Here is a 15,366-nt window from a genome sequence, read left to right as displayed (position 1 = left end):
GATGACATCGAAAGAGGTCAGGTATTAGCAGCACCAGGATCAGTACACCCACACAAGAAATTTGTAGGTCAGGTATACGTATTAAAGAAAGAAGAAGGTGGAAGACACACTCCATTCTTTAACGGATATAGACCACAGTTCTACTTCAGAACAACAGACGTTACAGGATCAATCAAATTACCAGAAGGAACAGAAATGGTAATGCCTGGAGACCACATTGATATGGATGTTGAATTAATCACTCCAATCGCAATGGATGAAGGATTAAGATTCGCTATAAGAGAAGGCGGAAGAACAGTTGGTTCAGGAGTTGTTACTACTATAGTTGAATAGTATTTATTTTATTAGGACTGGGTTTCTAGACCTAGTCCTTTTAGAAGTTAAAAAAATACAATGGTTCTTTTAAGAAATTACATTGACATATAAAATGAAGTATGTTAAATTATTAAGGTAATGCTTAAAATTAAATTAGAGTATCTCCCTGCGTTTAGATAAATACCAGGATAAGTACCAGGAGGTGTAAAAAAATGAGAGTGAAGGTTACATTAGCTTGTACTGAATGTAAACAAAGAAATTATGACACAATGAAGAACAAGAAAAACGATCCAGATAGATTAGAAATGAGAAAATATTGTAGATTTTGCCGTAAGCACACAGTTCATAAAGAAACAAAATAGTACATAGAGGCATCATTATTATATTCAGGGATGTGAAGAAATGAGCGCTGATCTAAAAGAAAGAAAAGAAGTTAAGGTTGCCACTAACCAAGGTGGAATTATCAGATTTTTTAAAGATCTAAAAGGTGAATTTAAAAGAATTACCTGGGCCTCTAAAGAAGAAGTGAAAAAGGCTACCTGTATAGTTCTAGCATTTTGTCTTATATATATGGTAGCTATAGGTGGAATAGATTTTATTTTTAATAAGCTATCTAAAATCATCTATAAATAAATAGTTAAAGGAGGTAGGGGTCGAGATAAGATTCCCGTCCCTTGAAATATGGCAGAGAGAGCTAGATGGTATGTAGTTCATACATACTCCGGTTATGAAAATAAGGTTAAGGCAAATCTTGAAAAGACTATAGAGAATAGAAATCTTCATGATTGGATATGTGATGTTCAAGTTCCTATGGAGGAACAAATTGAAATAAAAGATGGAAAAAAGAAAGTAACTTTGAAAAAGATATTTCCAGGCTATGTATTAGTGAAGATGGTTATGACAGATGATTCATGGTATGTAGTTAGAAATACTAGAGGTGTTACTGGATTTGTTGGTCCTGGATCTAAGCCAGTTCCATTGACTGACGAAGAAGTTGCATCTATGGGTATTATGGAAGGAAAAGTAGATTTAGATATAGAGGTTGGAGAAAGTGTGAAAGTGGTTTCTGGACCACTAGAAAATTTCCCAGCAGTTATACAAGAAATCAATATTGAAAAACACAAAGTAAAAGTTCTTGTTAACATGTTTGGCAGGGAAACTCCTGTTGAACTTGATTTTAATCAGATAGATAAACTAGACTAACTTAAGAGGCGAAAAGCCTTAATTAAGTGGGAGGATTTTTTATCCGTATTACCACATTATAGGAGGTGTAAATTATGGCTAAAAAAGTTACAGGAATGATCAAACTTCAACTTCCTGCAGGAAAAGCAACTCCAGCACCACCAGTAGGACCTGCATTAGGTCAACATGGTGTAAATATTATGGCATTTACTAAGGAATTTAATGCTAAGACAGCTAATCAAGCTGGATTGATAATTCCAGTTGTAATTACAGTATATCAGGACAGATCCTTTAGTTTTATACTAAAGACTCCACCAGCAGCAGTTCTTATAAAGAAAGCAGCTGGAATTGAAAGCGGTTCTGGTGTTCCAAACAAAACTAAAGTTGCTAAAATAACTAAAGAACAGTTGAAGCAAATCGCCGAAACTAAAATGCCAGACTTAAACGCTGCATCAGTAGAAGCTGCTATGAGTATGGTAGCTGGTACAGCAAGAAGCATGGGTGTAACTGTAGAAGAATAGTTATTACCATTAAATAGGTGGGAGGTACAAACCGCTAAAACCACAAAGGAGGATTAGTATGGGAAAGAATTATATTGAGAGCGCTAAATTAGTTGATAAAAACGCTTTATATACTCCAGCAGAAGCAATGGATTTAGTTGTTAAAACTTCAAAAGCTAAATTTGATGAAACAATAGAACTAGCTGTAAGACTTGGAGTTGATCCAAGACATGCAGACCAGCAAGTAAGAGGAGCAGTAATACTTCCTCATGGAACTGGTAAGACAGTTAGAGTATTAGTATTCGCAAAGGGTGAAAAGGCTAAAGAAGCTGAAGCAGCTGGAGCAGATTATGTTGGAGCAGAAGAATATGTTGAAAAAATCCAGAAAGAAAACTGGTTTGAATTTGACATAGTTGTTGCTACTCCAGATATGATGGGAGTAGTTGGTAGATTAGGTAGAGTATTAGGACCTAAGGGATTAATGCCAAACCCAAAATCAGGTACAGTTACATTTGATGTAGCTAAAGCTTTAGCAGATATCAAAGCTGGTAAAGTTGAGTACAGAGTAGATAAAACTGCTATAGTTCACGTTCCAATTGGAAAAGGATCATTTGGTGCTGAAAAATTAGCTGACAACTTCCATGCATTAATGGAAGCTGTAGTAAAAGCTAAACCAGCAGCTGCTAAAGGACAATATATTAAATCAGTAGCTGTTTCAAGCACAATGGGACCTGGAATAAAAATAAATCCAACAAAAGTATTAGAATAGTATTGACATAAGTTTAAAACTTTGATATTATTTTAAGGGTTGAAAAAGTAAATATACCGTAGACAGTAGGTGCGAAAGCATAAAGGGCAACCAACCTACCGAGGGTTCCAATATATAATGAGATATAATTGGTTTCTCCATGTCTACGGAGAAACCTTTAATTTTTATATAAGTTATATGCAGTTTAAACTGTGAGGAGGTGGACACACAGTGAATAAGAATAGACAGATAAAAGAAGCTAAAGTAGCTGAAATTAAGGAAAAAATGCAGAAAGCCGAAGGTATCGTATTATCACATTATCAAGGCTTAACAGTAGAAGAAGATACTGAATTAAGAAAGAATTTAAGAGAAGCAGGTGTGGAATATAAAGTATACAAAAATACTTTAAGTATTTTAGCTGCTAAAGAGTTAGGATATGAAGGTATAACAAACTTATTAGAAGGACCTGTTTCAATAGCATTTGGATATGAAGATCCAACTGCTCCAGCAAGAGTTCTTAATGATTTCGCAAAAAATCATAAGAAACTTGAATTAGTAGGTGCGGTAGTTCAAGGTGAAATTTTTGATGCTGCAAAAACAAAAGAGCTTGCATCAATACCACCAAAAGACGTACTTATTGCAAAATTACTTGGAAGCTTCAAGGCTCCATTATCAAATCTTGCATACTTATTGAATGCAATTAAAGAAAAAAAAGAATCTGAAGAAGTTTAATTTAATAGGAAAATTTGGAGGTGCTTAATAATGACTAGAGAAGAAATCATTCAGGCTATAAAAGAAATGAGCGTTTTAGACTTAAACGAATTAGTAAAAGCATGTGAAGAAGAATTTGGAGTAAGCGCAGCTGCACCAGTAGCAGTAGCAGGAGGAGCAGTAGCAGGAGCAGGAGCTGCTGAAGAAAAAACTGAATTTGACGTTGTATTAGCTAACGCTGGTTCAGAAAAAATCAAAGTTATAAAAGCAGTTAGAGAGATAACTGGTTTAGGATTAAAGGAAGCTAAAGAAATAGTTGATGGAGCTCCTAAGACATTAAAAGAAGGCGTAGCTAAAGAAGAAGCTGAAGCTATGAAAGCTAAATTAGCTGAAGTTGGAGCAACTGTAGAATTAAAATAGTTTAAATACAAATGACATAAAAAGAGGTACTTTTGATAAGTGCCTCTTTTTTAAATAAGTATATTTTAAATTATTAGTTATTGACAATACAATCATATTATGATAATATAGTAAATTGCATTGATTATATAAAAATCACATAATAATAAAATTCTATTTTGTATAGAATGAATTTATTACATAAAATCGGTTATACTATTATGATACAATGTATTTAATTTAGGTATTTAATCCAGAAACACCAAAAAAGGTGTTTGTGGTTATTTTTAGTTTATGCAAGGGGTGAAAGTTAATGGTACATCCTGTCCAGGTTGGTAAAAGAACTAGAATGAGCTTTTCTAAGCTTAAAGAAGTTGGTGATATGCCTAACTTAATTGAAGTTCAGTTGGATTCCTATCAATGGTTCTTAAAAGAAGGTCTGCAAGAAGTCTTCGATGATATTAATCCTATACAAGATTATACAGGGAACCTTAATTTAGAATTTGTAGGTTATAAACTTGATATGGATAATATCAAATACTCTGTAGAAGAATGCAAAGAAAGAGATGCTACTTATGCAGCGCCTTTAAAAGTAAGTGTTAGACTTATTAATAAGGAAACAGGAGAAGTAAAAGAACAGGAAGTGTTCATGGGAGATTTCCCTCTTATGACAGAACAGGGAACTTTCATTATTAATGGTGCAGAAAGAGTAATTGTAAGTCAGCTTGTTAGATCACCAGGAGTTTATTATGATGTGGCTCTTGATAAAACAGGAAAACCTCTATTTTCTTCTACTGTTATACCTAATAGAGGAGCTTGGCTTGAATATGAAACAGATTCTAATGATGTTATTTATGTAAGAATAGATAAAACAAGAAAACTTCCAATTTCTATTCTTATAAGAGCATTAGGATATGGAACAGATGCAGAAGTTATAGATGTTTTTGGAGAAGATGAAAGATTAAAAGCCACAATAGAAAAAGATAATACAAAAACAAAGGAAGAAGCTTTACTTGAAATATATAAGAGATTAAGACCAGGTGAACCACCTACTGTGGATAGTGCTATTGCTCTTATTGAATCTTTATTTTTCGATGCTAAAAGATATGATTTATCAAGAGTTGGAAGATATAAGTTTAATAAGAAGTTAGCTTTACATTTAAGAATAGCTAATCAAATAGCGGCTGAAGATATAGTAAATCCACAGACTGGAGAAATATTGGTTCAAAAAGGCGAAAAAATCGACAGAGATAAAGCTATAGAAATACAAAATAGTGGAGTAAATGTAGTTGACATTCAAGTAGATGATAAAATAGTTAGAGTTATCGGAAATAATTTTGTTGATATACATAAATTTATTGAGTTTAATATAGATGATTTAAATATAAAGGAACTAGTTCATTATCCTACACTAAAGGCAATACTTGACAATTATAGTGATGAGTCAAGTATTAAAGAACAAATTAAGAAAAACATTCATGAATTAATACCAAAACATATAATAAGAGACGATATGTATGCGACTATAAGCTATGAATTAGGATTACCTTATGATATAGGATATACAGATGATATTGATCACTTAGGTAATAGAAGACTAAGATCAGTAGGAGAGTTATTACAAAATCAGTTTAGAATAGGTCTTTCTAGAATGGAAAGAGTAGTAAAAGAAAGAATGACTATCCAGGATCAAGATTCAATAACTCCGCAGGCTTTAATAAATATAAGACCTGTAGCAGCTTCTATTAAAGAGTTCTTTGGTAGTTCTCAGCTTTCTCAGTTCATGGATCAGACTAATCCATTATCTGAGTTAACCCATAAGAGAAGATTGTCAGCTTTAGGACCAGGTGGACTTTCAAGAGAAAGAGCTGGTTTCGAAGTAAGAGACGTTCATCATTCTCATTATGGAAGAATGTGCCCAATAGAAACGCCAGAAGGACCAAACATAGGTCTTATTAACTCACTTGCAACTTATGCAAGAGTTAATGAGTATGGATTTATAGAGGCACCATACAGAAAAGTTGATAAAAAAGAAGGCAGAGTAACAAAAGAGATTGTTTATATGACTGCTGATGAAGAGGATCAATATTTAATTGCACAGGCTAATGAACCTCTTAATGAAGAGGGTTGCTTTGTAGATGAAAAAATTACCGTAAGAGATAAGGAAGATGTTCTTGTAGTACCAAAGGATGAAGTTGATTTCATGGACGTATCACCAAGACAGATAGTTTCTGTTGCAACAGCTATGATACCATTCCTTGAAAATGACGACGCCAGCCGTGCTCTTATGGGATCAAACATGCAACGTCAAGCAGTACCTCTTCTAAAACCTCAGGCACCAATTGTAGGTACTGGTATAGAGTATAAAGCAGCAGTTGATTCAGGAGTTCTTCCTAAAGCAAAGAACGCAGGAACAGTTGCATATGTTAGTGCTAATGAGGTTAGAGTTAAGAGAGATTCAGATGGTGGTATAGATACTTATAGACTTCTTAAATTTAAGAGATCAAACCAAGGTACATGTATTAATCAAAGACCTATTGTTTCTAAGGGTGAAAGAGTTGAAAAAGGAACAGTATTATCAGATGGTCCTTCAACAGACTTAGGAGAAATAGCATTAGGTAAGAATATAAGAATTGGTTTTATAACTTGGGAAGGATATAACTACGAGGATGCTATGCTTATATCTGAAGAACTTGTTAGAGAAGATGTATTTACATCTATCCATATAGAAGAATATGAAGCAGAAGCAAGGGATACTAAGTTAGGACCAGAAGAAATAACAAGGGATATTCCAAATGTAGGAGAAGATGCTTTAAAAGATATAGATGAAAGAGGAATTATTCGAATTGGAGCAGAGGTAAGGTCAGGCGATATACTAGTTGGAAAAGTTACTCCAAAGGGGGAAACTGAACTTACTGCTGAAGAGAGATTATTAAGAGCTATCTTTGGTGAAAAAGCAAGAGAAGTTAGAGATACATCTCTTAGAGTTCCTCATGGTGAAGCAGGAATAATAGTAGACGTTAAAATATTCACAAGAGAAAATGGTGATGAATTACCACCAGGGGTTAATAAGTTAGTAAGATGTTATATAGCTCAAAAGAGAAAGATATCCGTTGGAGATAAGATGGCAGGAAGACATGGTAATAAGGGTGTTATTTCAAGAGTATTACCAGAAGAAGATATGCCGTTCTTACCAGATGGAAGACCTCTTCAAATATGCTTAAATCCTCTAGGAGTTCCATCTCGTATGAATATAGGTCAGGTTCTTGAAGTACATTTAGGTTTAGCATCTTCTAAATTAGGATGGCATATTGCTACTCCAGTATTTGATGGTGCTACTGAACCAGAAATAGTTGAATGCTTAAAAGAAGCAGGATATGATAATGATGGAAAGACTGTACTATATGATGGAAGAACAGGAGAGCCTTTTGATAACAGAGTAACTGTAGGATATATGTATATATTGAAGCTTGCTCACTTAGTTGATGATAAGATTCACGCAAGATCTACAGGACCATACTCATTAGTTACTCAACAGCCACTAGGTGGTAAGGCACAGTTTGGTGGTCAGAGATTTGGAGAAATGGAAGTTTGGGCTCTAGAAGCTTATGGAGCAGCACATACTTTACAGGAAATACTTACAGTTAAGTCAGACGATGTGGTTGGTAGAGTTAAGACTTATGAAGCTATCGTTAAAGGAGAAAACATACCAGAACCAGGAGTTCCAGAATCCTTTAAGGTATTAATTAAGGAATTACAAGCACTTTGTCTTGATGTAAAAGTATTAAATGATGATAAACAGGAAATAAAACTTAAAGAATCTGTAGAAGATGAATTAGAAGAATTAGATGTAAATATTGAGGGAACAGAAGAATATGTTCCACCTACTCCATCTGATGATTATGTTGAAGATGAAGAAAAAAATGAATTAAATGATGAAGAGTTAGATTATGATGATTTACCATTAGATGAGTTCCAAAGTGAGCTTGAACTTGATGATTTCAATGATGAACACTAATTTGAAGGGAGGATGAACCCTTGTTTGAATTAAATAATTTTGATGCTTTACAAATAGGATTGGCTTCACCAGAACAAATTAGAGAATGGTCAAGAGGTGAGGTTAAAAAACCCGAGACCATAAACTACAGGACATTAAAACCTGAAAGGGACGGATTGTTTTGTGAAAGAATATTTGGACCTACAAAAGATTGGGAATGTCACTGTGGAAAATATAAAAGAGTTAGATATAAGGGTATAGTTTGTGATAGATGTGGAGTTGAAGTTACAAAATCAAAGGTAAGACGTGAAAGAATGGGGCACATTGAATTAGCTGCCCCTGTATCCCACATTTGGTACTTTAAAGGTATTCCATCACGTATGGGACTTATACTTGATATGTCTCCAAGATCTTTAGAGAAAGTATTATACTTTGCTTCTTATATAGTACTTGATCCTAAAGAGACTCAGCTATTAAAAAAACAATTGTTAAATGAAAAAGAGTATAGAGAAGCTATAGATAAATATGGTGAAGATAGTTTCTCAGCAGGAATGGGTGCTGAGTCTATAAAGAGATTATTAGAAGATATAGATTTAGAGCGCTTATCAAAAGAATTAAAAGAAGGATTAAAGACTAGTACAGGACAGAAGAAAGTTAGAATTATAAGAAGGCTTGAGGTAGTAGAATCTTTCAGAAAGTCTGGAAATAGACCAGATTGGATGATTATTGATGTTATACCTGTTATTCCACCAGATTTAAGACCTATGGTTCAGCTTGATGGAGGAAGATTTGCTACTTCAGATTTAAATGACTTATATAGAAGAGTTATTAACAGAAATAATAGATTGAAGAAGTTATTAGATTTAGGTGCACCAGATATAATAGTAAGAAATGAAAAAAGAATGCTACAGGAAGCAGTGGATGCGTTAATAGATAATGGCAGAAGGGGAAGGCCAGTTACAGGACCTGGTAATAGACCTTTAAAATCGTTATCTGATATGTTAAAAGGTAAGCAGGGAAGATTTAGACAGAACTTACTTGGAAAGCGTGTTGACTATTCAGGACGTTCTGTTATAGTTGTTGGACCTGAACTTAAGATGTATCAATGTGGTCTGCCTAAAGAAATGGCGCTAGAACTATTTAAGCCTTTTGTTATGAAGAAATTAGTAGAAGGTGGTTTAGCTCACAATATTAAGAGTGCTAAGAGAATGGTTGAAAGAGTTCAGCCACAAGTATGGGATGTATTAGAAGAAGTTATATCTGATCATCCAGTATTATTAAATCGTGCTCCTACTTTACATAGACTAGGAATTCAGGCATTCCAGCCAGTGCTAGTGGAAGGAAGAGCTATAAAATTACATCCTTTAGCATGTACAGCATATAATGCTGACTTTGATGGAGACCAGATGGCAGTACACGTACCCCTATCTGTGGAGGCTCAAGCAGAGGCTAGATTCTTAATGCTTGCTGCACATAATATATTAAAACCTTCAGATGGTAAGCCAGTAGTCGTTCCAACTCAGGATATGGTACTTGGATCATATTATCTAACTATTGATAAAGATGGAGTTAGTGGAGAAGGAAGAGTCTTCTCAGATGCTGAAGAAGTTATAATGGCTTATGAAACAGGTGACATTGATATACATGCTAAGATAAAAGTAAGAATGATGAAAGAAAAAGATGGGGAGATTGTTTCTGGAATAATAGAAACTACTCCTGGTAAAATAATGTTTAATGAATCAATTCCTCAGGATTTAGGATTTATAGATAGAAGTAAGCCAGAAAATGAATTCAAATTGGAAGTAGATTTTTTGGTAAATAAATCAGCCTTGGGAAAAATAATCAATAAATGCTATATGAAACATGGTCCTACAAAGACATCTGTAATGTTGGATAAGATAAAAGCTAAGGGATACCATTACTCTACTATAGGAGCTATAACTGTATCAACTTCTGATATGGTTGTGCCAGAGGCTAAGAAAAAATTATTGGCTGAAGCTGATGAAGCAGTTAATAAGATTGAAAAGATGTATAGAAGAGGCTTTATATCAGAAGATGAAAGATATGAAAGAGTTATAGAAAAATGGACTAAAACTACAGATCAAATAGCAGATGCACTAATGAATAATCTTGATAAATTCAATCCAATATTCATGATGGCAGATTCAGGAGCCAGAGGTTCTAAGAGCCAGATTAAGCAGCTTGCAGGTATGAGAGGACTTATGGCAAATCCATCTGGTAAGATCCTTGAATTACCAATAAGAGCTTCATTTAGAGAAGGTCTAGACGTATTAGAGTACTTTATCTCTACACACGGTGCTAGAAAGGGTAATGCGGATACGGCATTAAAAACTGCAGACTCAGGTTACTTAACAAGAAGACTTGTTGATGTAAGCCAGGATGTTATAGTAAGGGAAGAAGATTGTGGATCAAAAGAAGGCTTTGAAGTTTCAGAAATAAGGGAAGGAAATGAAATAATAGAACCTTTATCTGAAAGACTTCATGGTAGATATTCTGCAGAGGATATAATAGATCCAACTACTGGAGAACTTATAATTCCAAGAGATCAATATATAGATTCTAAGACAGCAGACAATATTGAAGCTGCAGGTGTTAAAAAAGTTAAAATTAGATCAGTATTTACATGTAAATCTAAGCATGGAGTATGTTCTAAGTGTTATGGAATGAATATGGCTACAGCAGAAAAAATTAATATTGGTGAGTCAGTAGGAATTACAGCAGCACAGAGTATAGGAGAACCTGGTACACAGCTTACAATGAGAACATTCCATACTGGTGGTGTTGCAGGATCAGATATAACTCAAGGTCTTCCAAGAGTTGAGGAGTTATTTGAAGCAAGAAAGCCAAAAGGATTAGCTATAGTTACTGAAATATCAGGTACTGTAAGAATGGAAGATACTAAGAAAAAGAGAACAGTAGTAGTTACAGGTGATTCTGGAGAAGAAGTAAGTTATGATATTCCATTTGGTTCAAGACTTAAAGTATCAAATGGAGATATAATTAACGCTGGTGATGAAATCACTGAAGGATCAGTAAATCCTCATGATATCATAAGAATCAAAGGTGTAAAGGGTGTTAAGAATTACCTTCTATCAGAAGTACAAAAAGTTTATAGACTACAAGGTGTTGATATAAATGATAAACATCTTGAAGTAGTAGTAAGACAAATGACAAGAAAAGTTAAAATAGAAGAATCTGGTGATACTGAATTATTACCAGGTACTATGATTGATATATTTGATTTTGAAGAAGAAAATGAAAAAGCAGAAGCTATGGGTGGAGAACCAGCTAGAGGAAGAATTGCCTTACTAGGTATTACAAAAGCAGCCTTAGCAACTGACTCATTCTTATCAGCAGCATCCTTCCAGGAAACAACTAGAGTATTAACAGATGCAGCTATTAAGGGAAAAATAGATCCATTATTAGGATTAAAAGAAAATGTAATAATTGGTAAGTTAATCCCAGCTGGTACAGGAATGACAAGATATAGATCAATAAGACTTAATACAGAAAAAGATGAAGAATTAAAAGATGAAGATAAAGAAATTACAAATTTAACAAGCGAAATAGAAGTTTAAATTTGTTGACAGGATAGTTTTAAGGTGATAAAATACTTCTGTGTGTTTTAAAAGGGAGACAGAGTTTCTAACTTTGTCTCCATAACATAAAGTTTTAGGGGGGAACAAATATGATCGACAGACTTAGTGGGAAAAAGGTTGTCGGTTTTAAGCAATCTTTGAAGGCTATAAAAAGTAACAGCGTAAAAGCAGTATATATAGCTAAGGATGCTGACAAAAAGATATTTGACCAAATAAAGAGTGCTGCGGAGGAAAATTCCCTTCATATAGTATATGTAAACAATATGAAAGAACTAGGAAAACTTTGTGGAATAGATGTTGGAGCAGCAACCGCTGCAATATTAAATGATTAAGCTTATAACTAATATTTAATTAATAGATATAAAATTTATCGAGGAGGTGTAAATATGCCAACTATAAGCCAATTAGTAAGAAAAGGTAGAAAGACAGTAAAAGCACAGTCAACAGCACCAGCATTAAAACAATGCCCTCAGAAAAGAGGAGTATGTACAGTAGTTAAAACTACTACACCAAAGAAGCCAAACTCAGCGTTAAGAAAAATTGCCAGAGTTAGACTTACAAATGGTTATGAAGTAAGTGCGTACATTCCAGGTGTAGGACACAACTTACAGGAGCACAGTGTTGTTCTTATAAGAGGAGGAAGAGTAAAAGACCTTCCTGGTGTTAGATACCACATTGTAAGAGGTGCACTAGACTCAGCTGGAGTAGCTAACAGAATGCAATCCAGATCAAAATATGGTGCGAAAAAACCAAAACAAAAATAAGTTTATTAATTAAAATGGTGCTGTGTCTTCGGCATTTATATATATATATTAATTATTTTATAAATAATTTGCAGAAGTACAAAGCGCTTTGCGGTTAAAAATTTTTTAATCGAGTACCGATGAACTTAAAACAATTTATTAAGGAGGGAAGAAAAGTGCCAAGAAAAGGACATATAGCAAAAAGAGATGTATTACCAGATCCAATGTACAATAGCAAAGTTGTAACTAAATTTATAAACAGCATAATGATAGACGGTAAAAGAGGTGTAGCTCAGCAAATTTGCTACGATGCGTTTGAAATTATAGCTAATAAAACTGGTAAAGATTCAATGGAAGTATTTGAAACAGCAATGAACAACGTAATGCCATTACTTGAAGTAAAAGCAAGAAGAATTGGTGGTGCTACATATCAGGTTCCAATTGAAGTAAGACCAGAAAGAAGACAGACTCTAGGTATTAGATGGATGCTTGATGCAGCAAGAAAAAGAGGCGAAAAATACATGAGAGAAAGACTTGCTGGAGAACTTATGGATGCAGCTAATAATACAGGAGCAGCTGTTAAGAAAAGAGAAGATACTCATAAAATGGCAGAAGCAAACAAAGCTTTCGCTCATTACAGATATTAATATTAAAAACTGTTTTGGCATTTTTTTGTCAAAACAGTTTTTACAAATTTAAATTTACTTTATAAAACGAAATATATTTATAGTTCGAGAGGAGGAAACAAAAGTGGCAAGAGAATACCCATTAGAGAAGTTTCGTAATATAGGAATAATGGCACATATAGACGCAGGTAAAACAACAACAACAGAACGTATTCTATTCTACACAGGTAAAACTCATAAAATAGGAGAAGTTCATGAAGGTGCTGCTACAATGGACTGGATGGTTCAGGAACAGGAAAGAGGTATAACAATAACTTCTGCAGCAACAACTTGTATGTGGAAAGATCATGTAATTAACATCATAGACACACCAGGACACGTAGACTTCACAGTAGAAGTTGAAAGATCCTTAAGAGTACTTGATGGTGCAGTTACAGTATTAACAGCAAAAGGCGGAGTTGAACCACAGACTGAGACAGTATGGAGACAGGCAGATAAATATAAGGTTCCAAGAATGGCTTATGTAAATAAAATGGATATCATGGGAGCAGACTTCTTTAGAGTTGTTAACATGATGAGAGAAAGACTTCATGCTAATGCAGTTCCAATTCAATTACCAATAGGAAAAGAAGATGCATTTAAAGGATTCGTAGACTTAATAAGAAACGAAGCAGTTATATATACAGATGACTTAGGAAAAACTATGGGAGCAGCAGAAATCCCTGAAGATATGAAGGATTTAGTAGAAGAATACAGAGCTGCTATGATAGAAGCTATAGTTGAATTAGATGAAGAATTAATGATGAAATACCTTGAAGGTGAAGAAATAACAATAGAGGAAATGGAAGTAGCATTAAGAAAAGGTGTTATAGCTAACAAAATAGTTCCTGTTATTTGTGGTTCTTCATATAAAAACAAAGGTGTTCAGCCAATGATAGATGCTATAGTTAAATATATGCCATCACCATTAGATATTCCAGCAATAAAAGGTACACATCCTGAAACTGGAGAAGAAATGGCAAGACACACTTCTGATGATGAACCAATGGCAACATTAGCATTTAAGATAGCAACTGATCCATTTATAGGTAAGTTAGCTTTCGTAAGAGTTTACTCAGGAATAGTAAAGAATGGTACATATGTGTATAACTCTTCAAAAGGTAAGAGAGAAAGAATAGGAAGATTAGTTAAAATGCATGCTAATCACAGACAAGAAGTTGAAGAATTATATGCAGGAGACTTAGGTGCAGTTGTTGGATTGAAGGATACAACTACAGGAGATACTCTTTGTGATGAAAAGGAACCAGTAATACTTGAAAAAATGGAATTCCCAGAACCAGTTATTCATATAGCAATAGAGCCTAAGACAAAAGCTGGTCAAGAAAAGATGGGTATTGCGTTAGCAAAATTAGCTGAAGAAGACCCAACATTTAAAACTTATACAAACCAAGAAACTGGTCAGACTATTATAGCAGGTATGGGAGAACTTCATCTTGAAATAATAGTTGATAGACTTACAAGAGAATTTAAAGTAGAATGTAACGTAGGTGCACCACAGGTTGCTTACAAAGAAACTATTAGAAAAGCTGTTAAAGCTGAAGGTAAGTTTGTAAGACAGTCAGGTGGACGTGGACAGTATGGTCACTGTTGGATTGAAATGATGCCAACAGAAGGTGACTATGAATTTGAAAATGCTATAGTTGGAGGATCTATTCCAAGAGAATACATTGCTCCAATCGATAATGGTATAAGAGAAGCTTCTGATAGTGGTGTAATTGCTGGATACCCAGTTATAAACTTTAAAGTTAAGTTGTTTGATGGATCATACCATGATGTTGACTCATCTGAAATGGCCTTCAAAATTGCTGGTTCCATGGCATTCAAGAATGCGATGGCTAAAGCAGACCCAGTATTACTTGAGCCAATGATGAAAGTTGAAGTAACTGTACCAGAAGAGTACATGGGAGATGTTATGGGTGACATCAACTCAAGAAGAGGAAGAATTGAAGGAATGGAAGCTCAATCAGGAGCTCAGGTTATTAGATCATTTGTTCCACTTTCAGAAATGTTCGGTTATGCAACTGTATTAAGATCAAGAACTCAGGGTAGAGGAGTTTACTCAATGGAATTTGATCACTATGAAGAAGTTCCAAAGAGCATTCAGGAACAAATCATAGGTAATAAATAATATAATATGCTTGTAAATAAAGGAGGAAACAAACAATGTCAAAGGAAAAATTTGAAAGAAGTAAACCACACGTAAATATAGGAACAATAGGACACGTAGACCACGGTAAGACAACATTAACAGCAGCAATAACAACAGTATTAGCAAACAAGGGATTTGCAGAAGCATTCAAATATGACCAAATAGATAAGGCACCAGAAGAAAAAGAAAGAGGAATCACAATCAATACATCACACGTAGAATACCAGACAGACAACAGACACTATGCACACGTAGACTGTCCAGGACACGCTGACTATGTAAAGAACATGATAACAGGAGCAGCACAGATGGATGG

Annotated in this window: 15 protein-coding genes and 1 other annotated feature; all 15 genes read left to right on the top strand. The window is 34.4% G+C overall.

Annotation, left to right across the window (positions count from 1 at the left end; genetic code table 11):
- Positions 1 to 333, top strand: a 333-nt coding sequence (locus T514_RS25300; protein WP_034869946.1) for an EF-Tu C-terminal domain-related protein, incomplete at its 5' end; no start/stop codon positions are given.
- Positions 334 to 527: 194 nt separating this feature from the next.
- Positions 528 to 677 carry a 50S ribosomal protein L33 gene (rpmG, locus tag T514_RS0121635; RefSeq protein ID WP_027626625.1) on the top strand — a complete coding sequence of 50 codons (150 nt, stop codon included), beginning with the start codon at positions 528 to 530 and terminating at the stop codon, positions 675 to 677.
- A 40-nt stretch (positions 678 to 717) separates the two neighbouring features.
- On the top strand, positions 718 to 948 hold the full coding sequence (gene secE, locus T514_RS0121630) for a preprotein translocase subunit SecE (protein WP_027626624.1): 231 nt from the start codon (positions 718 to 720) through the stop codon (positions 946 to 948).
- Between the two features lie 48 nt (positions 949 to 996).
- Positions 997 to 1,518 (top strand): transcription termination/antitermination protein NusG, encoded by a 522-nt coding sequence (gene nusG / locus T514_RS0121625; RefSeq protein WP_027626623.1) that lies wholly within the window; start codon positions 997 to 999, stop codon positions 1,516 to 1,518.
- Positions 1,519 to 1,592: 74 nt separating this feature from the next.
- Positions 1,593 to 2,018 (top strand): 50S ribosomal protein L11, encoded by a 426-nt coding sequence (gene rplK, locus T514_RS0121620; protein ID WP_027626622.1) that lies wholly within the window; start codon positions 1,593 to 1,595, stop codon positions 2,016 to 2,018.
- A 58-nt stretch (positions 2,019 to 2,076) separates the two neighbouring features.
- The gene (gene rplA / locus T514_RS0121615; protein ID WP_027626621.1) at positions 2,077 to 2,766 is read left to right on the top strand and encodes a 50S ribosomal protein L1; all 690 of its coding nucleotides are present in this window, start codon (positions 2,077 to 2,079) and stop codon (positions 2,764 to 2,766) included.
- A gap of 38 nt (positions 2,767 to 2,804) precedes the next feature.
- Positions 2,805 to 2,937 (top strand) — a sequence feature (ribosomal protein L10 leader region).
- A gap of 39 nt (positions 2,938 to 2,976) precedes the next feature.
- The gene (gene rplJ / locus T514_RS0121610) at positions 2,977 to 3,477 is read left to right on the top strand and encodes a 50S ribosomal protein L10 (RefSeq protein WP_027626620.1); all 501 of its coding nucleotides are present in this window, start codon (positions 2,977 to 2,979) and stop codon (positions 3,475 to 3,477) included.
- A 30-nt stretch (positions 3,478 to 3,507) separates the two neighbouring features.
- A complete protein-coding gene (gene rplL / locus T514_RS0121605; RefSeq protein ID WP_027626619.1) occupies positions 3,508 to 3,876 on the top strand; it encodes a 50S ribosomal protein L7/L12 in 369 nt (122 codons plus the stop codon).
- 292 nt (positions 3,877 to 4,168) lie between these two features.
- The gene (gene rpoB / locus T514_RS0121600; RefSeq protein WP_027626618.1) at positions 4,169 to 7,873 is read left to right on the top strand and encodes a DNA-directed RNA polymerase subunit beta; all 3,705 of its coding nucleotides are present in this window, start codon (positions 4,169 to 4,171) and stop codon (positions 7,871 to 7,873) included.
- 20 nt (positions 7,874 to 7,893) lie between these two features.
- Positions 7,894 to 11,451: a DNA-directed RNA polymerase subunit beta' gene (rpoC, locus tag T514_RS0121595; protein ID WP_027626617.1), complete on the top strand. Its 3,558-nt coding sequence runs from the start codon at positions 7,894 to 7,896 to the stop codon at positions 11,449 to 11,451.
- Between the two features lie 110 nt (positions 11,452 to 11,561).
- Positions 11,562 to 11,804, top strand: a complete 243-nt coding sequence (locus T514_RS0121590; RefSeq protein ID WP_027626616.1) for a ribosomal L7Ae/L30e/S12e/Gadd45 family protein — start codon at positions 11,562 to 11,564, stop codon at positions 11,802 to 11,804.
- 54 nt (positions 11,805 to 11,858) lie between these two features.
- Positions 11,859 to 12,236 carry a 30S ribosomal protein S12 gene (gene rpsL, locus T514_RS0121585; protein WP_027626615.1) on the top strand — a complete coding sequence of 126 codons (378 nt, stop codon included), beginning with the start codon at positions 11,859 to 11,861 and terminating at the stop codon, positions 12,234 to 12,236.
- Between the two features lie 155 nt (positions 12,237 to 12,391).
- Positions 12,392 to 12,862, top strand: coding sequence for a 30S ribosomal protein S7 (gene rpsG, locus T514_RS0121580; protein WP_027626614.1), 471 nt, complete (start codon positions 12,392 to 12,394; stop codon positions 12,860 to 12,862).
- Between the two features lie 103 nt (positions 12,863 to 12,965).
- Positions 12,966 to 15,029: an elongation factor G gene (gene fusA / locus T514_RS0121575; protein ID WP_027626613.1), complete on the top strand. Its 2,064-nt coding sequence runs from the start codon at positions 12,966 to 12,968 to the stop codon at positions 15,027 to 15,029.
- A 35-nt stretch (positions 15,030 to 15,064) separates the two neighbouring features.
- The coding region (locus T514_RS25295; protein WP_034869942.1) for a GTP-binding protein at positions 15,065 to 15,366 on the top strand (302 nt) is incomplete at its 3' end.

Source organism: Clostridium lundense DSM 17049 (genome assembly GCF_000619945.1).
Taxonomy (GTDB): domain Bacteria; phylum Bacillota; class Clostridia; order Clostridiales; family Clostridiaceae; genus Clostridium_AO; species Clostridium_AO lundense.
This window is presented reverse-complemented; position numbering and strand designations above follow the sequence as displayed.